General features: G+C 48.3%; 15 protein-coding genes. 12 read left to right on the top strand and 3 right to left on the bottom strand.

Going from position 1 to position 17516, the window contains the following annotated elements:
* The first annotated feature begins 2 nt into the window (after nucleotides 1-2).
* The 4 genes from XMG48_RS06560 to secA all read left to right on the top strand — a co-directional run bounded on the left by XMG48_RS06560 (nucleotide 3) and on the right by secA (nucleotide 6015).
* Entirely contained in the window at nucleotides 3-860 is an 858-nt protein-coding gene (locus XMG48_RS06560) for a cell division protein FtsQ/DivIB (RefSeq protein ID WP_371731456.1), read from the top strand.
* 93 nt (nucleotides 861-953) lie between these two features.
* Entirely contained in the window at nucleotides 954-2105 is a 1152-nt protein-coding gene (gene ftsZ, locus XMG48_RS06555; RefSeq protein WP_173481272.1) for a cell division protein FtsZ, read from the top strand.
* A gap of 100 nt (nucleotides 2106-2205) precedes the next feature.
* Entirely contained in the window at nucleotides 2206-3120 is a 915-nt protein-coding gene (lpxC, locus tag XMG48_RS06550; protein WP_173481271.1) for a UDP-3-O-acyl-N-acetylglucosamine deacetylase, read from the top strand.
* A 150-nt stretch (nucleotides 3121-3270) separates the two neighbouring features.
* Nucleotides 3271-6015: a preprotein translocase subunit SecA gene (gene secA, locus XMG48_RS06545; RefSeq protein ID WP_173481270.1), complete on the top strand. Its 2745-nt coding sequence runs from the start codon at nucleotides 3271-3273 to the stop codon at nucleotides 6013-6015.
* A 91-nt stretch (nucleotides 6016-6106) separates the two neighbouring features.
* On the opposite strand, the gene XMG48_RS06540 is transcribed toward secA, so the two are convergent.
* From XMG48_RS06540 to XMG48_RS06530, 3 genes are read right to left on the bottom strand one after another with little or no spacing between them, the layout of a single operon-like run.
* Nucleotides 6107-7198 (bottom strand): hypothetical protein, encoded by a 1092-nt coding sequence (locus tag XMG48_RS06540; protein ID WP_173481269.1) that lies wholly within the window; start codon nucleotides 7196-7198, stop codon nucleotides 6107-6109.
* Nucleotides 7199-7200: 2 nt separating this feature from the next.
* The gene (glpE, locus tag XMG48_RS06535) at nucleotides 7201-7521 is read right to left on the bottom strand and encodes a thiosulfate sulfurtransferase GlpE (RefSeq protein ID WP_173481268.1); all 321 of its coding nucleotides are present in this window, start codon (nucleotides 7519-7521) and stop codon (nucleotides 7201-7203) included.
* A 19-nt stretch (nucleotides 7522-7540) separates the two neighbouring features.
* Nucleotides 7541-8350 carry a symmetrical bis(5'-nucleosyl)-tetraphosphatase gene (locus XMG48_RS06530; RefSeq protein WP_173481267.1) on the bottom strand — a complete coding sequence of 270 codons (810 nt, stop codon included), beginning with the start codon at nucleotides 8348-8350 and terminating at the stop codon, nucleotides 7541-7543.
* A gap of 71 nt (nucleotides 8351-8421) precedes the next feature.
* Between XMG48_RS06530 and XMG48_RS06525 the strand changes: the two genes are divergently transcribed.
* From XMG48_RS06525 to XMG48_RS06490, 8 genes are read left to right on the top strand one after another with little or no spacing between them, the layout of a single operon-like run.
* A complete protein-coding gene (locus XMG48_RS06525) occupies nucleotides 8422-8934 on the top strand; it encodes a DNA-deoxyinosine glycosylase (protein WP_173481266.1) in 513 nt (170 codons plus the stop codon).
* Nucleotides 8935-8968: 34 nt separating this feature from the next.
* The gene (gene msrA, locus XMG48_RS06520; RefSeq protein WP_173481265.1) at nucleotides 8969-9439 is read left to right on the top strand and encodes a peptide-methionine (S)-S-oxide reductase MsrA; all 471 of its coding nucleotides are present in this window, start codon (nucleotides 8969-8971) and stop codon (nucleotides 9437-9439) included.
* Nucleotides 9427-10104 (top strand): glutathione S-transferase, encoded by a 678-nt coding sequence (locus XMG48_RS06515; RefSeq protein ID WP_173481264.1) that lies wholly within the window; start codon nucleotides 9427-9429, stop codon nucleotides 10102-10104. Before msrA ends, XMG48_RS06515 begins: the two co-directional genes overlap by 13 nt.
* Before the next feature lie 34 nt (nucleotides 10105-10138).
* The gene (locus tag XMG48_RS06510) at nucleotides 10139-11356 is read left to right on the top strand and encodes a multidrug effflux MFS transporter (protein ID WP_173481263.1); all 1218 of its coding nucleotides are present in this window, start codon (nucleotides 10139-10141) and stop codon (nucleotides 11354-11356) included.
* Between the two features lie 2 nt (nucleotides 11357-11358).
* The gene (locus XMG48_RS06505) at nucleotides 11359-12726 is read left to right on the top strand and encodes a ribonuclease J (RefSeq protein WP_173481262.1); all 1368 of its coding nucleotides are present in this window, start codon (nucleotides 11359-11361) and stop codon (nucleotides 12724-12726) included.
* Nucleotides 12727-12742: 16 nt separating this feature from the next.
* Complete coding sequence (locus XMG48_RS06500) at nucleotides 12743-13516, top strand: NRDE family protein (protein WP_173481261.1); 774 nt, start codon at nucleotides 12743-12745, stop codon at nucleotides 13514-13516.
* 3 nt (nucleotides 13517-13519) lie between these two features.
* Nucleotides 13520-14155, top strand: coding sequence for a leucine efflux protein LeuE (gene leuE / locus XMG48_RS06495; RefSeq protein ID WP_173481260.1), 636 nt, complete (start codon nucleotides 13520-13522; stop codon nucleotides 14153-14155).
* A gap of 42 nt (nucleotides 14156-14197) precedes the next feature.
* Nucleotides 14198-17515, top strand: coding sequence for an ATP-binding protein (locus XMG48_RS06490; RefSeq protein ID WP_173481259.1), 3318 nt, complete (start codon nucleotides 14198-14200; stop codon nucleotides 17513-17515).
* The last annotated feature ends 1 nt before the right edge of the window (nucleotide 17516 follow it).

Genomic DNA, 17516 nt, shown 5'->3' with positions numbered 1-17516 from the left:
TCGTGGCCTTCAGCCTACCTTGGAAAAAAACGATCCCCACTCAAGTGGCTGAGATCGTTGAGACTCAACAGTCAGCTGCGCAAGAGGCGGAGATCCTCTTTGAGCGAGCTGATCGTTTGGTTGAGTCCGAGGTGGCAAATGAGTCGGATTGGATCTGGAAGCCGGTGTTGGTACTGACCATCTGCGGGATTTTGCTGTCACTGATATTCACAGCGGTTCGCGAGTATACCCAGTGGTTGAATCGTCCTGTAGAGACCGTTGTTGTCGATGGAGCAACCCGTCACATCGATAAAACTGTCATCGCGAATCAGGTAGCAGCGGGTATCAATGGACGCATTTTGGAGCTCGACCTTGGCGCCATTCAAGAGCGACTTGTTGAGGAGCCATGGATCAATGAAGTTGAGGTGCGCCGAGCTTGGCCACCGGCTTTACAAGTGAAGTTGATTGAAGAGGTTCCTGTTGCACGTTGGGGAAATCGAGGCTTATTGAATCACCAGGGTGACATCTTCTGGCCAGAGAGGGTCGATGCTTATCAAGCCCTGCCCGAGTTGTCAGGACCGTCCCACGAGACGGTTCGAATTATGCAGCAGTTTAGGGATCTAAACTCACTGTTTATTCGATCGGGTATTACCTTGGCTGGACTGGAGTTGGAGTCTCGAGGTGCTTGGACACTGCATCTCAATAATGGAATCAAAGTGGTCGCAGGTCGTGATGACCTGATGCCCAGACTAAGGCGCTTCATACAGGTCTATGAAACGCAGCTGATTAAGCAGCAAGAGTCAATTGAAGAGGTTGATATCCGTTACACCAATGGTGTGGCGGTTAAATGGAAAAAGGGTTCAGGAACCAAGCGTTCCTAAAACAGGTTTTCACGACTCAATCAGCAGAATTTGAGCGTGAGTATTTAAATGCTTCATCTCTATTGGGGAATAGAGTTGAAAGGGGGAGAGAAGATGTTTCAGTTAATTGATCAGGCTGCAGAAGGCGCAAAGATCAAAGTGGTCGGCGTCGGGGGTGGCGGCGGTAACGCGGTTGCTCATATGCGTACACAAGCCATGGATGGGGTTCAGTTTATCTGTGTGAATACTGATGCCCAGGCGTTGAGTGATATTACTTTAAGTGAGGCGCTGCACATTGGTCGCGAAACGACCAATGGTCTTGGCGCGGGTGCTAATCCAGAGGTTGGGCGTGCCGCGGCTCAAGAGAGTCGAGCTGCGATTGCTGAACAGTTGGCGGGTGCCGATATGGTGTTCATTACGGCCGGCATGGGCGGTGGTACAGGTACCGGGGCAGCGCCAGTGGTTGCCGAGGTTGCACGTGAATTGGGTGCGCTGACGGTTGCGGTCGTGACTAAGCCGTTTAAGTTTGAAGGCAAGAGCAGAATGCGTATTGCGGATCAGGGTATCTCTGAGCTTAAAGAGGCGGTTGACTCGTTGATTATAATTCCCAACGAGAAGTTGATGAGCGCGCTTGGTAGTAAGGTGACGTTGATTAAAGCCTTTGCGGAAGCCAATAATGTTCTTAAAGGGGCGGTCGAGGGCATCTCTGATCTAATCACTCGTCCAGGCATGATCAATGTCGACTTTGCAGATGTGCGTACTGTGATGACAGAGATGGGCATGTCGATGATGGGCACTGGCCGGGCATTAGGTGATGAGCGTGCTCGAATTGCGACAGAGCAGGCGGTTCAAAGTCCTCTTTTAGAAGGGGTTGATCTTAAAGGGGCTAAGGGTGTCTTGGTCAATGTAGCGGCAGGGAAAGATCTAAGCCTGGGTGAGTTTTCGGAAGTGGGCGATCTGGTTGCAGAGTACGCCGCTGAAGATGCCACTATCGTGGTCGGCACGGTAGTCGATGAAACTCTGGGAGACGAAATTAAGGTTACGGTTGTAGCAACAGGGTTAAGTTCTACTCAGCAGAACGTTATACCGGAACCTGTGTTGGTTGTTGAAAACAGAGAGCCTAAAGCGAAATTGGACATCAATACGTTCGAGCTTCCTGAGATTCTGAAACGAACTAATATTGAAGCACTGCTGGATAAGCCGGAGCCTGAAGATCCTTACGCGGATCTCGATTACTTTGATGTTCCGACCTATCTTCGTCGCTGAACGGAACCTGAATATTTTTTGAGTAAACGCTAGGAAGCGGGGTGGCTTTCCTTTATGATGTGCTGTTAATACGTCATAACTGGATTGGTTGCCCCCGCGGATGATTAAACAGCGCACACTCAAAAACAGCATTAAAGCGACAGGTATCGGCCTGCATTCAGGTCAAAAAGTCTACCTGACCTTGCGCCCAGCCCCTGTTAATACGGGTATTATCTTCCGTCGTGTGGATCTTGATCCCGTGGTTGAAATCCCTGCTGTTGCGCACAATGTCTCTGACACCACGCTGTCAACCAACATCTCTATGGGTGGCGCTCGTGTTGCGACGATCGAGCACCTTTTATCTGCTCTGGCGGGTCTGGGTATCGATAATGCCTACATCGAGCTGAGTGCTGAAGAAGTCCCGATTATGGATGGCAGTGCCGCTCCTTTTGTTTTCTTGGTTCAGTCTGCCGGTATTGAAGAGCAGAACGCGCCTAAACAGTTCATCCGTATCCTTAAAGAGGTTCAGGTTGAACACGAAGGTAAGATTGCTAAATTCCTTCCGTTCAATGGATTCAAAGTCGGTTTTCAGATTGAGTTCGATCACCCAGTATTTGAAAACCGTACTCAGCATGCTGCCCTCGATTTTTCGAGCACCTCCTTTGTTAAAGAGGTAGCACGTGCGCGTACTTTTGGTTTTATGCGTGATATCGAATACCTACGTTCTCAAAACTTGGCGTTGGGTGGCAGCTTTGATAACGCAATTGTTGTTGATGACTACCGTATCCTCAATGAAGATGGCCTTCGTTACGAAGATGAGTTCGTTAAACACAAAATTCTTGATGCAGTCGGTGATCTCTACCTACTCGGTAAGAGCTTGATCGGTGAGTTCTACGGTGATAAATCAGGTCACTTCCTGAATAACCGTCTGCTACGTACGCTTCTAGAAGATGAATCTGCATGGGAAGTGGTGACCTTCGAAACTGACGATCACAAAGCCCCCATATCATATCAGCGTCCAGCAGCGGCTGTCTGATTGAGCAAAACATGTTATAAAACAGGGCCGACTTAGATCGGCCCTATTTTTTTGCAAAATAGCTAAGGGTTTACTCAGTAAAAGGTTGTTTTTAGGCTGAGTGCCCCCATAAAAAACTTAATTAATAATGACTCACTAGTTGACCCAATCATGCTTACCTCTTTCCTCTCTAAAATTTTCGGCAGTAAAAACGATCGTGAACTTAAACGTATGGGCCGCATCGTTAAACAAATTAACGAACTAGAACCCGAGTTTGAATCACTCAGTGACGAGGGGATCAAAGAGAAAACGGCTCAATTTAGAGAGCGACTCGAACAGGGAGAGTCTCTAGATAAGCTCCTACCTGAAGCCTTTGCCAACTGTCGTGAAGCGTCAAAGCGCGTGATGGGTATGCGCCACTTCGACGTACAGTTGATCGGTGGTATGACACTGCATGATGGCAAAGTGGCTGAGATGCGTACCGGTGAAGGTAAAACCCTAGTTGCGACGCTTGCGGTCTATCTAAACGCAATCTCTGCCAAAGGTGTTCACGTCGTAACCGTCAACGACTACCTGGCAAGTCGTGATGCTGAGTGGATGCGTCCACTCTATGAAGCACTGGGTCTATCAGTGGGTGTCGTTGTATCAGGTCAGGATGGTGAGACCAAACGCGCCGCCTATGCCTGTGATATCACCTACGGTACCAATAATGAATTTGGCTTCGACTACCTTCGTGACAACATGGCGTTCAACCTGACCGATAAGGTTCAGCGTGATTTCAACTTTGCCGTGGTCGATGAGGTGGACTCGATTCTGATCGATGAAGCACGTACCCCGTTGATCATCTCAGGTCCTGCTGAAGACAGTTCAGAAACCTACAAAGCGATCAACACACTGATTCCACATCTGACTCAATTTGAAGGTGAGATTGATGTCAAAGATGAGACGCAGGTAATCAATGAAGATTTCCACGTTGATGAGAAGAACCGTACCGTTGAGTTGACCGAAGCGGGTCATGAAAAAGTTGAAGGCATGTTGATCGAAGCGGGTCTTCTTGCGGAAGGCGATAGTCTCTATGCTCCGCAGAACCTAACTCTATTGCACCATGTCCTAGCGGCACTTCGCGCACACCATCTGTTTGTTAAAGATCGTGACTACATCGTTCAGGGTGGTCAGGTTGTCATCGTCGATGAGCATACTGGTCGTATCATGGCGGGCCGTCGTTGGTCAGAAGGTCTTCACCAAGCTGTTGAAGCGAAAGAGGGTGTTGAGATCCAGATGGAGAGCCAAACCTTGGCGTCGACCACCTTCCAGAACTACTTCCGTCTCTACAACAAGCTATCGGGTATGACCGGTACAGCGGATACAGAAGCGTTCGAGTTACGTCAAATTTATGGTCTGGACGTAGTGGTGATTCCGACTAACCGTCCGATTCAACGTATCGATTACAACGATCTGGTCTACTTGTCGATCGAAGATAAGTTCGAAGCGATCGTTAAAGAGGTTAAGCACTGCCAAGAGCAGCAACGCCCAATTCTAGTGGGTACTGCGTCAGTCAGCTCTTCTGAACTTCTTTCGCAGATGCTTGATAAAGCAGGCATCAAACATAACGTACTGAACGCCAAGCAACACGACCGAGAAGCGGGTGTCATCGCTGAAGCGGGTCGTCCAGGTGCAGTCACCATTGCAACCAATATGGCCGGTCGTGGTACCGATATCATGCTTGGCGGTAAGCTTGAAGTTGAACTTGAAGCACTAGGTGAAAATGCTACAGAAGAGCAGATCGAAGCCGCTAAAGCGGATTGGTCTAAGCGTCATGAAGCGGTGCTTGAGGCGGGTGGTCTACACATCATCGGTACTGAGCGTCACGAGTCTCGTCGTATCGATAATCAGTTGCGTGGTCGTGCTGGCCGCCAAGGTGACCCAGGTTCGTCACGTTTCTTCCTGTCACTTGAAGATGACTTGATGCGTATCTTCGCTTCCGATCGTGTTCGTAACATGATGAAAGCGCTAGGTATGGAGAAAGGTGAAGCGATTGAGCATAAGATGGTCTCCAATGCCATTGAGAAAGCTCAGCGCAAAGTGGAAGGCCGAAACTTCGATATTCGTAAGCAGCTTCTTGAGTATGATGATGTTGCTAACGACCAGCGTACCGTCATCTACGATCAGCGCAATGAGTTGATGTCGAGCGATGATATTTCTGAAACCATCGATGCGATCCGTGAAGAGGTGGTTAACGACACCATCAGCACCTTTATTCCACCTGAGTCACTCTCTGAACAGTGGGATATCCCGGGTCTGGAAGAGGAGATCAAAACACGCTTTGCCGTTGAGATGCCGATTCAGCAGTGGCTAGATGAGGACGATAACCTCTACGAAGAGACACTGCGCACACGCATTCTTGATCAGATCGTTGAAGTGTATCGCCAGAAAGAGGCGTTGGTCGGAACCGAATCCTTCCGTAATTTCGAGAAGCAAGTGATGCTTCAAGTGCTGGACCAGCTTTGGAAAGAGCACCTGCAGACGATGGATCTACTTCGTCGTGGCATTCACTTACGTGGTTATGCTCAGAAAAACCCGAAACAGGAGTACAAACGTGAGTCGTTTGAACTGTTCCAGGGGCTTCTAGAGAACATCAAAGCCGACGTTGTTCGTATCATCAGCCACGTTCAAGTGCGTGCTCCTGAAGATGTTGAAGAGATGGAGCGTCAGCGTCGTGAAGCGGCTGAGAAACAGGCCATGGACTTCAAACACGATGCTGCGACGGGAATGCAGGGTGAAGAGACTGATAGCGGTATTGAAGGCGAAGAACAACCAGCAACCTTCAAACGTGATGATCGTAAAGTAGGGCGTAACGAACCTTGTCCTTGTGGATCAGGCAAGAAATACAAAGCCTGTCACGGTAAGATCTCTTAAGCAAAATCGATCATTAAAGGCTGCTCATTGAGCGGCCTTTTTTGTGCGCGTTACTTTCGATCGGTTATTTTCTAGCCGTTATTTTGAAGGGTTAAGCAGAGAGAGTCGACAATCTCTCAATCTGTCTGCGACGCAACTCAGATCCTAGCTCGGCACCCGAGAATCCATCAGCCATCACCTGTTTTGGCTGAACAGCTGCGACTGACTCAACGGCTGTCGCTAAGTCAGCAGAGTTGAATCGGTTATCCTGCTGCAGTGCGTCGTGAATATGGATCAGAGGCTCAGCGGCGGTGGGTTGCTTGATCAATTTAAGATCGTTGATTAACTGAAGTTTTTGTTCGGCATCAGCTGTTGGGAAATTCGACAGAGTCGCTGAGTGTCTAGAGAAGGCAATCGCTAGCGATTTGAAACGGTTGGGGACTTTGAGTTTGAGCGCTAAGGCGTCAACCTCCTCGGTGCTCAGATTCGCAAGGTGGCACAACAGAGCAAATCGCTCCTCAGCCGCTTCAAGTAGTGGACTATCGACGCTATGCAAATCCTGCAACGCAATCCTGTCCAGTGGTGCCAGCAGGTAGTTGGCATGACTCTTTGCTAAGGTAGTTAAGAACTGACTGGGTGTCTTAGTATTTAGCGCTCGCTCAAACTCCTGCCAAACCCGCTCTGTGGTCAGATGGTCCAGCTCACCCGAGGCGCTCATACCCTGCATTAATGCTAGGGTCTCAGGTGCGACTTTGAAACCAAGGTGGGCAAAACGCGCATGGAAACGGGCCACACGAAGTACGCGGAGGGGATCCTCTAAAAAGGCGTCAGAGACGTGCCTGAGTAGGCGAGCATTTAGATCTTTTTGGCCGTTGAATGGGTCGGTAATGACGCCAGTATCACTCTTGGCCATCGCATTAATCGTCAGGTCTCTCCTGAGTAGATCCTCATCCAGGGTGACGCTTGGATCAGTATGGAAGGTGAACCCTTTGTAGCCGCGGCCACTTTTGCGTTCGGTTCTGGCTAAGGCATACTCTTCGTGCGTTTCAGGATGGAGGAAGACGGGAAAGTCACTGCCAACCGGCCTATAACCCGCTTCAAGCATCGCTTCTGGTGTGGCACCGACGACGACCCAATCTCGGTCTTTAACCTCAAGACCGAGTAGTTCGTCACGCACAGCACCACCCACCAGATAGATCTGCATGGTTAACCTTTTTCGCAGTGCTCAGGGAAGGCCAATACCCAGCGTTCAAAACCGCCATCAATGCTGTAGACCTCTTCAAAGCCACGCTCACAAAGGAAAGCGGCTGCAGATTGGCTGCTCATACCGTGGTAACAGCAGACAAGAATGGGCGAATCGAATTCGTGGCTATCGATGAACTCTTGTAGGTTGTCATTGGTTAGATTAACAGCGCCTTTGATGTGATTGTTGGCAAAGCTCTGTCCATCACGAATGTCGGCTACAACGGCGCCTTTCTCAATGAGTTCTAGGGCATCTTTTGCAACGACGTGTTTAAATTGATTCATTTAGTATCCTTAGTCATTCTTAACGATTTAACTCTTGGCTTGAGATCGAGAAGATCGATCCATCCTCTAGTCTCAAAGCCGTTAACTCTCCGCCCCAAACACATCCGGTGTCGAGAGCGTAATGATTGGGTGCCACTCGCAGCCCTAATGCCGCCCAGTGACCGGTAATCTGTTTGTGAGAACTGACCTGTGTCGGTAGTTCAAACCAGGGGAGGAAACCCTCAGGCTGTTCGTCTAATCCACCGTTTGCGTCAAAGTCCAATTTACCAGAGGGTTTAATATAGCGCATGCGGGTGAAGTAGTTAGTGATCGTTCGCAATCGATCGAAGCCAATGATCTCATCTTTCCATTTGGCGGGTTTATTGCCATACATCTGTTCGAAATAGTGGACGGACAGGGTGCTGTTTAAGCAATCAGTCACCTCTTTCGCCAGTTGCTCAGCTTGTTCTAAGGACCAGATGTGGGGAATGCCTGCATGGGTCATCACATAGCCTAAGGCGTCGCAGCGTTGAATCAGTGGTTGTTGTATAAGCCAACTCAGTAACTCATTGCGATCTTGCGCCTGCATGATCGGTTTTAATGTTTTTCCTACCTTTCGATCGACACCTGAGGCAAGTGCTAACAGGTGCAGGTCATGATTGCCAAGAACAATGCGCGCGCGAGGTCCAAGTGATTTTATAAATCGCAAAACCTCTAAGGAGTCAGGACCTCGATTAACCAGATCGCCAGCAATCCATAGCTGGTCATCTTCACTGAATTGGAGTGAATCAAGTAGGGCGATCAGTGTTCGATAGCACCCTTGAATATCTCCGATGGCATAGGTCGACATTGCGTTGTTAAAACCGCTTAGTTAGGCTGAAAGGCCATAGCATATAGGAATTCTTCAGTGGACCCAAAAGGATGATTGATCACTCGTTTAGCGCAGTCTGCAATACGAGCACTAAACTGCTAATCCTAGGCTCACTGCCTGGTAAAAAATCGATCGCTGAGCAGCAGTACTATGCCCACCCTAGAAATGCGCTTTGGCCTATTCTGTGTGACTGGCTGCAGATGCCAAATTCAATGAGTTACGAACAGAAGTTGGCCGCAGCCTTGGAAGGTGGGATTGGGTTTTGGGACGTCGTTGCTGAAGCCGAACGGCCGGGATCACTGGATTCAGATATCAAGTCATCGACTGTTCACTACAATCCAATTGATCAACTCATCGAGAGCTTGCCCAAGTTGAAGTGCATTGTTTTAAATGGCGGGGCAGCGATGAGGCTATTCAAACGAGCTGGGTTTGATCAGTTTGCTAAAGCAAAGGGGATAGACTTTTTTCAGCTGCCGTCGACCAGTCCGGCGCATGCATCGATGACCTTAGATGAAAAAAGAGTTGCGTGGCACTCTGTGCTGATCGACTCTCTGAAAGAGTAACGTACATCCATTCGATATTATTGGAGGTGTTTGTATGGCATTAGCTACATTTGCTGCAGGTTGTTTTTGGGGTGTTGAACTGCGATTTTCCGATTTGACGGGTGTGACCGGCACTCAAGTGGGTTACATGGGCGGTGCTCTCGATCAGCCGAGCTACCAGGATGTCTGTACTGGCCAGACGGGTCATGCCGAGGTGGTGCAGATCGAATTTGATGAACACCTTATCGCGTATGAAGCCCTTTTAGACTCTTTTTGGCAATGGCATGATCCCACCACGCTGAATCGACAGGGACCTGATGTTGGCACGCAATATCGTTCAGCGATCTTTTATCAAGATGATACGCAACGCATCTTAGCGGAGCAGTCAAAAGCGGTTCTTGGAACCAGTGGCGTGTTTGCGAACCCTATCGTGACTGAGATTGTGCCGGCTCAAACCTTCTGGCCTGCAGAAGAGTACCATCAACAATATCTTAAAAAACGAGGCGCCTCTGCATGTGGAATTTAGCCACATCCAACCAATCCGCTCTTAAGTTGATTATTGGTAACCACAACTACTCAAGCTGGTCACTGCGTGCTTGGTTTTTTATGAAGCGATCAGGCCTCTATTTTGATCTGGAACGTTTAGCCCTGTTTGAGTCGGACTTCCATGAAAAACTCTCCCAATACAGTGATGCAGGGCGTGTGCCGGTGCTGATCGATTCTGAGCTTCAGGTTTGGGATTCCCTAGCAATCTGTGAATACCTCAGTGAAGCGCATCTAGCAGGATTAGGTTGGCCAGAATCCCTGCAAGATCGTGCTAAAACGAGATCCATAGTCTCTGAGGTCCACTCTGGTTTTGCCAATCTAAGGCATGCGCTACCGATGAACTGCCGTGCACAGCGATCGATCAGTGTGTCTGAGACGGTGCGATCAGAGATTGAGCGTATTGATCAGATCTGGAGTGATCCTTGGTTCATTAATGCTCGCGAGAAGGGAGTCGACTTAGGTATACTAGATGCATTCTTTGCACCGATTGCTTCTCGTTTTCATACCTATCAGATCGAACTGACAGAGCCTGCCTCACAATACCGAGATTGGCTGCTGCAGACCCCAGAGTTGATGGAGTGGTATCAACTAGCCTCAGAAGAGACTGAGGTGATTGAAGACGAAGAGGTAGGTACACCTCTTTAACTCGATTGATGCCACGCGCGTCATTTGGAATGGTATGAACACCAAATCTCCCGTGAAGCCAGAGTTTTTGCTCTTGATGGCCGCTTTGCAATGTCTAATGGCGCTCTATGTCGATGCGATGTTGCCTGCCCTGCATGAAATTGGATCTGATCTTAACGCCCTCGACAACAACCGTTATCAGTTTGTTATTACTAGCGTTATGTTGGGTCTGGCTGTAGGGCAGTTTTTCTATGGCCCCCTTGCCGATGCCTGGGGTCGAAAGCCTGCGGTCTATCTTGGCTTTACACTGATGCTGATCGGCACCCTGATCTCTCTGTTTGCAGAGACCTTTGAGGTCATGTTGGTGGGACGAGTGTTACAGGGGTTAGGTGCAGCGGGTCCGCGTGTTGTTACCATGGCGATTGTGCGTGATAAATACGTTGGGCCCGACATGGCGCGTGTGATGTCACTGATCATGACCATCTTTATATTCAGTCCCGTTGTGGTCCCTATGCTGGGCCAACTGGTATTGCTTGTCGCCGATTGGCGAGCAGTGTTTGGCATGCTGTTGGTGCTGACAACGGCGGCCTGGATCTGGTTTTCTCTACGCCAAGAGGAGACGCTTAATCCAGAGCATCAATCGACTCTCTCCTTTAAACCAGTGATGAAGGCGATGCGTCAGGTTGTGACGACCCGCGAAGGGTTTATCTACACCTTTGCCGGCGGCTTGGTACATGGATCATTGATTGGCTTTTTGGTCTCCGTACAGGGGATACTTCAAGGCATCTACGATACTGGCGCACTCTTTCCGGTCTACTTTGCAATGATGGCGCTTGGGGTTGGGATATCCTCTTTCATGAACTCAAAGCTGGTCTACCGCTTTGAGCTCAGAAAGTTGGTCATCTTTGTCATGGCGTTATCGGGTCTAATTTCATTGCTAGAGGCGATCGTCATTGGTGCTTGGCAGCTGACGGTTCCTCTACAGGTGTTTATCCTGATGATGATTGTTACGACCTTCTTTTTTGGCTTGTTGTTCGGCAACCTCAACGCGTTGGCAATGGCGCCCTTCGGTAAAATCGCAGGTGTCGCTTCAGGCACTATTGGGGCCTTTACCATGTTGCTGGGTGTCTTGGTTGGCTCGCTGATCGGCATGCAGTTTGATGGCACTGTTCTGCCTCTACTGATCGGATTCGCGGTTACAACCCTATCAGGCTTAATGTTAGTGATTCTCTTTTCAAAACCCAGAGTGCAACGTGTTGAGGTGCCACACTGATCATGAGTGATCAAACATCAGCTCTGCTCTCACCCGGCCAGGAAGATCTCTGGTTTTTGCCCTTAGGGGGTTCAGGCGAGATCGGTATGAACATGAATCTTCTCGGTCACGCCGGTGACTGGATCATGATCGACTGTGGTGTCACCTTTGACGAGGTGGTTGATCCTGAATCGCACCGCACTGCAGCTGTAGTGTCAGCCGACCCCAAGTTCATCTCGCGTCAAAAAGAGAACCTTAAGGGAATTGTCATAACCCATGCCCATGAGGATCACTTGGGAGCTCTGCCGTTCCTCTGGCCACGCTTGAAAGCACCCGTATACGCTTCGCCTTTCGCGGCAGAGGTGCTAAGAAGAAAACTGGCACAGCATGGCTTAGATGGCCGAGTACCTATTCATGTGATCAACCAACGGGAGCGATTTACTCTCGGTAACTTCACCCTTGAATTTCTACCTATTACGCACTCGATTCCAGAAGCACAGTCTCTGCTTATTGAAACGGCTGTTGGTACGGTACTGCACACCGCCGACTGGAAAATCGATTATGACCCAGTCATTGGTGAGCCGTTCGATGAGTCACTCTATAAAGGGCTCTCTAAACTGAATATTCGTGCACTGCTTTGTGATTCGACCAATGCGCTGAAACCGGGAATGTCGAAATCAGAGTCGATCTGTTATCGCGGCATTTTGAAACAGCTGGAGTCGGTTCAAGGTCGAATTGTGGTCAGTTGCTTTAGCTCCAATTTGGCCCGCCTTGTCACAGTTGCCCGTGTAGCAGATGCTTTAGGTCGACGCTTTGCTCTGATTGGTCGTTCTCTAAAAAACATCTACTCCATCGCCAAAATGACCGGTTACTGGCCTGATGAGCTAGAACCCATTGATGAGTCTCATTTGGGTTATCTTCCAGCCGAAGAAGTGTTCGCGATTGCGACCGGTAGCCAGGGAGAAGAGCGTGCAGCACTGAATCGCTTAGCGCTAGACTCCTATCCTCATTTTTCAATGGAGGAGGGCGATCTGGTGTTGATGAGTTCGTTCCTTATTCCCGGAAATGAGCGGTTGGTAGAGCGGATGTTGGATCGTTTTAAAGCGCGCAAAGTTAAAGTGGTTGAATCGGCCACCAGCTCGACGCCGATTCATGCATCTGGCCACCCTTGTCAGGCTGAATTAGCCGATATGTACTCTTGGGTACAACCGATTATTGCGGTGCCATTGCATGGTGAGCCTGAGCACATCAAAGCGAATGCCGAGATTGCTCGTAAGTACTCCGTACCGGTTCAACTGATCGGTGAGAATGGCGATCTCTACGAGTTGGCGCCAGGTCATCGTATTCACTATGCCAAGGTGCCCGCCGGCCGTCTTGCTCTCGTTCAATAGCGGTCTGATTTTTGCAATGTGTCTGTTAGCTTTCAACTGGCGTCCTAACCACACTACCCCGTTACTCTTGGTAGCCAATCGAGATGAGTTCCATGACAGGCCAGCTCTGCCTATGCACTGGTGGCCTGTTCATCGAAGTGACTCTTCAGAGGTGTTGGCCGGCCAAGATTTAAAAGCCAAAGGAACTTGGTTGGGGTTCAATCGCTCTGGTCGATTCGCATTTTTGACGAACATTCGCCCTGGTTATATTGGCGTAGAGGGCGCTCGCAGTCGGGGTGAGATTCCACTGCTGTTCTTAAACTCAAACGAATCAATCCAGAAGATTGCTCAAGCGTTAAAAGAGAATAGAGATCAATATGCCGGCTTTAATTTGATTGTTGGTGAGCCTGGGGCGTTGTTTTGGATGAGTTCAAACAGTCCTGACCTTCAGCCAATAGAACCCGGAGTACATGCTCTGAGTAATGATGCACTTGATACTCCATGGCCTAAAGTGACACTGGCACGCCAACAGATCTCCGAACAGGGTGTGTTGCTAGAGACTCAACTGAACGGATCTGGTCTATTAATGGACCCTAACCTAGCGAATGACGCTGAACTTCCAGATACCGGTATCCCTGCCGATTGGGAGCGCTTACTCTCTTCTCAGTTGATTATCAGTGAAACCTACGGCACTCGATCTCGCTGCTTGTTCCGACTATCTGGTGGTCAGTATGATGTTGTTGATCAGCAGTTAGATAAAACCGGTGCTGTCGTGTCAGAACAGCCGTTTAGTTGGTTTGTCGGGGAGTAACAGATGTTTGGAATAGTGGATTTCTACACCTATCTTATTGGGACAATCATTATTATTTTGCTGCCCGGTCCCAACTCTATGTACGTCGCTACGGTAGCAGGGCGCCGTGGCGCTCTCGCAGGGTTTCAAGGCGCGGCGGGTATTTTTGTAGGGGATCTGACGTTGATGACACTGTCAGTCGCCGGTGTGGCGAGCCTGATTCAAACCACCCCAATTCTCTTTACGCTGCTTAAATATGCCGGTGGACTCTATCTGATGTGGCTCGGTTTTGGTCTGCTAAGATCGCTTTTCACTAAACCTCAAAACAGTGATTCGGACATCGATTTGCCCAAGGACTCTAAACACCCGTTTAGAGTAGCGCTGACGATCAGCCTTCTTAACCCCAAGGCAATACTCTTTTTTGTCTCGTTCTTCATTCAATTTGTCGATCCAAGCTACGACAACCCCTGGCTCTCTTTCGCCATTTTGGGTCTGGTTGTTCAACTCTGTTCACAGATCTATCTTGCGGTGTTGATTCTTATGACGATCTATTTCAAGTCTCTTCTAGCAGAGGGGGGGAAACTTTCAGGCTTTGCGAAAGGGTTAGCGGGATCACTGTTTATGGGGTATGGTCTTAAACTAGCACTATCAACTAACTAGTGTTCAGTTTTTGTATTAATAACCCGATCCTTTGGTCCAGGTATGAAGCTTATATTGAAAATAGCTCTATTGTTAGCGTTAACACTACAGGCTCCCCGGATCGCTGCTTCTGATGCCGAATTACTCTCTCAACTGAGTCAACAAGAGCGTGACTATCTCGAGAATAAACAGACCATAAGAATGCCCACCTATAGCAATTGGCGCCCCTTTAACTATGTTGATGCGGGTCAGCCGAAAGGCTATCTAATTGACTTAACTCGACAAATTAGCCAAAAGCTAGGTCTTGAACTGCGCTTTGTTAATGGGTTTGAGTGGTCGCAGCATATGGAAAAATTGGCCGATGGCCAGTTAGATGTTGTCGGTAATATGGTGCTGACTGAAGAGCGCCAACAGCGCTATCTTTTCAGTGAAAAGCAGACACTAGAACTGTTGACTGGGCTAGTCAGTTTAAAAGGGTACACGCGCTTTTCCGATCTGGATGGTCAGATTGTTGGTATTCAGAAAGACTCAATTTTTGAGAGCTATTTTAAGAAGCATTATCCTCAGGTTCGCTATAAAGAGTACTTATCATTTGATGAGATGATGGCCGCTCTGTTGAACGGTAAGGTTGATCTCTTTGTAGAGAACTATTCGATTGCCAACTATCTGATCAACCATACCCACCTCTTTAATGAGGATCTGCAAGTTAGACTGCTAGAGTCTGAATCGGGACTGCAGTTAAATATGCATTTTGCGTTTAACCCGCAAGATAGAATGCTGAAAACCCTTTTTGATAAAGCCTACGATAGCTTCAGCCCTGATGAAATCAGGGCGCTACAAGAGCTGTGGGGCATGGTGCCAAACAGTGAATTGAGCCCTTTCACTAAAGAGAGCTTACAAAAGCTGCTCTATCTCTTTTTCGCCACACTGGGCGTCATATTTCTGCTGCTTTACCGCTATCTACTTCTATCGAAACAGAGCTCAAAAATAGCGCAGATTAACAAACAGTTAGAGCAAGAGCATTCTGAACTAGAGCGTTTGAATCAAGCTTACGCGGAACAGGTGGCAAAAGTTCAAAGCTCTGAAAAACTTTCAAAAGCTTATCTCAGTGCCTTAACCAAGATGGGTAATATGTTTGCCGTGATAGGTGTTGAGAGCCTGAAGGTAATCGATGCTGACGATAAGACTGCGCAGTGGTGGGGGTATCAAACTGCTGAAGAGGTTATCGGTAAAACCATACCTGATTTGATGGATATCACACCAGAGTTTGCTCGCCAATTTCACCTCGATGCTAAACGTCAAGGTGTCGCAATCCGAGTTCAAAAACAGCTGCGCCCAGCACCAGGTACTGAGGCCAAAGTGGGTGAAGTCTGCTTGATCTATCAGCCGGCTAAAGATGGAGTCGAGGCTCATACCATCCGTTTAATGCGCGATGTTTCGGAAGAGCAGGCACTCCGTCAAGCATTAACGGATAAAGCTGAAGAGGCTGAAAGACTCTCACTGGTTAAAAGTGAGTTTTTGGCCAATATGAGTCATGAGATTAGAACACCTATGAATGCGGTGCTGACCTTGGCTCAAACCTTAGCGCGTGCTGAAAACGCCAATAAACCCGTACTCGAAAAAGCGAAAAAAATCCTAAGAGCGGGGCAGTCATTACAAAAGCTGATCGACGATATTCTGGATTTTTCTAAGATAGAGAGCGGTAAGCTCAAGCTGGTGACTACCGAATTCTATCTGGATGAACTGCTTGAAACCGTTGCTCTACTCATGTCCAGCTCAGTTAAAAGTAAGAACGTTCACCTGGCGATTACACCGAGCTATCAGGGTAACCTCAAAATATCAGGCGACCAGCAACGCCTGGAACAGATTTTGATCAATCTGATCAGTAACGCGATCAAGTTCACTTCGAGGGGCTCTGTTGAGTTGACGGTTAATGTGATCAATGCAGACTCTGTACCCCGTCTTCGCTTTGCGATTCGTGATACTGGCATCGGCATGAGTGATGAGGTTTTAGCTAAAATTCTAAGGCCTTTTGAGCAGGGCGATGGTTCGATAACGCGTAAATTTGGGGGGACTGGTCTAGGGCTTAGCATTACCCAGCAACTTCTCTCATTAATGGGAAGTGAGTTAAGTTTTGAGTCCCAGCAGTTCCGAGGCACTACCGTCTCCTTCGAATTGACTCTGCCTGTGAAGGTTATTGAACCTGATCCTATAACAGAGGCTAGAGTTCTTATTGCCTGTAAAAACCCCTTTACACGTAATTCACTTGTGGCTGTTGCCAAAACGATGGGTCTAGACCATGAAGTAGGACAGACGCAGAGTTATCTGATCTATCAACTCCTTTCAGCCATAAAAGCGGATCGCTCCTTTGACTCTGTCATTGTCGATGAAGAGATGTCCGGCAATAACCTGCAGCGTCTAGAAGCAGAGATCCAGAGTGAGTTACTGAGCAAGGGCGTTAATTGGTCTGGAAAACTGGTTACAGTTACCAGTCCTGTCAGTCATATTGAAGAGTATGAGAACAGCCCCTATGACTGTTTGATAGAACCTGTTACCAGTTCTACGTTAAAACGCATCATCAATTCTGATGCCCAGCCTGAGACAGAACATATTCCAAGTCAGCGACTTTTAAACCGAACACTGTTAGTGGTCGATGATAATCTTTTCAATCGTGATTCAGCTCGCGAGTTTCTTGAAGCGGAAGGGGCCTCAGTGATTCTTGCCAAGGATGGTAGTGAGGCGATCAAACTCTTAAGGGCGGCAGAGTTACCGATAGATTTGGTATTGATGGATGTGCAAATGCCAGTCATAGACGGTCTTGAGGCGACTCAAAGGATTCGTGCCCTGCGGCGGTTTGAAAATTTACCCATAATTGGTATGTCGGCAGGCGCCTATGCTGAGGATATTGAAAAGGCTTTAGAGTCCGGCATGAATAACTACATCACTAAACCGGTCGATATTGAGAAAGCCGTTGTCGCAATTGCAGAACTGATTGCGCCTGAAGCACTGAAGGAAAATGCGATCTCAACTAACACCAATCAATGCGATATAGATAGGCCTCAAAGCTACTTTGATATAGCACTGGCTAGAGATTATTGGAGCAGTGATGAAACGGCTAAAAAGTATGTTGCACAATTCATTGAAAAATACGCCCAAACTCTTGAGTCGTTGCAGCAAGAGTCCGATGAGCTAAATGTTGAGTTTATCCATAAAATGAAGGGCGCTAGCAGTATTTTGGGAATGCCACAGCTCACCGAAAATCTAATGCTTCTTGAAGCCCTTCTTCGTAATGGAAAAAAATTATCGGCTGAACAGGTCGCCACACTGGTGGCTGTTTGGGCAGAGACAAAGCGCGAAGCTTTGACAAGTTTGGAACCATAAA

This window comes from Marinobacterium sp. xm-g-48, assembly GCF_013282925.1.
Taxonomy (GTDB): Bacteria; Pseudomonadota; Gammaproteobacteria; order Pseudomonadales; family Balneatricaceae; genus Marinobacterium_E.
This window is presented reverse-complemented; position numbering and strand designations above follow the sequence as displayed.

Coding starts and splice junctions, on each gene's coding strand:
- ftsZ (WP_173481272.1), top strand. CDS start 954: ATGTTTCAGTTAATTGATCAGGCTGCAGAAGGCGCAAAGATCAAAGTG.
- lpxC (WP_173481271.1), top strand. CDS start 2,206: ATGATTAAACAGCGCACACTCAAAAACAGCATTAAAGCGACAGGTATC.
- secA (WP_173481270.1), top strand. CDS start 3,271: ATGCTTACCTCTTTCCTCTCTAAAATTTTCGGCAGTAAAAACGATCGT.
- XMG48_RS06540 (WP_173481269.1), bottom strand. CDS start 7,198: ATGCAGATCTATCTGGTGGGTGGTGCTGTGCGTGACGAACTACTCGGT.
- glpE (WP_173481268.1), bottom strand. CDS start 7,521: ATGAATCAATTTAAACACGTCGTTGCAAAAGATGCCCTAGAACTCATT.
- XMG48_RS06530 (WP_173481267.1), bottom strand. CDS start 8,350: ATGTCGACCTATGCCATCGGAGATATTCAAGGGTGCTATCGAACACTG.
- XMG48_RS06525 (WP_173481266.1), top strand. CDS start 8,422: ATGATTGATCACTCGTTTAGCGCAGTCTGCAATACGAGCACTAAACTG.
- msrA (WP_173481265.1), top strand. CDS start 8,969: ATGGCATTAGCTACATTTGCTGCAGGTTGTTTTTGGGGTGTTGAACTG.
- XMG48_RS06515 (WP_173481264.1), top strand. CDS start 9,427: ATGTGGAATTTAGCCACATCCAACCAATCCGCTCTTAAGTTGATTATT.
- XMG48_RS06510 (WP_173481263.1), top strand. CDS start 10,139: ATGAACACCAAATCTCCCGTGAAGCCAGAGTTTTTGCTCTTGATGGCC.
- XMG48_RS06505 (WP_173481262.1), top strand. CDS start 11,359: ATGAGTGATCAAACATCAGCTCTGCTCTCACCCGGCCAGGAAGATCTC.
- XMG48_RS06500 (WP_173481261.1), top strand. CDS start 12,743: ATGTGTCTGTTAGCTTTCAACTGGCGTCCTAACCACACTACCCCGTTA.
- leuE (WP_173481260.1), top strand. CDS start 13,520: ATGTTTGGAATAGTGGATTTCTACACCTATCTTATTGGGACAATCATT.
- XMG48_RS06490 (WP_173481259.1), top strand. CDS start 14,198: ATGAAGCTTATATTGAAAATAGCTCTATTGTTAGCGTTAACACTACAG.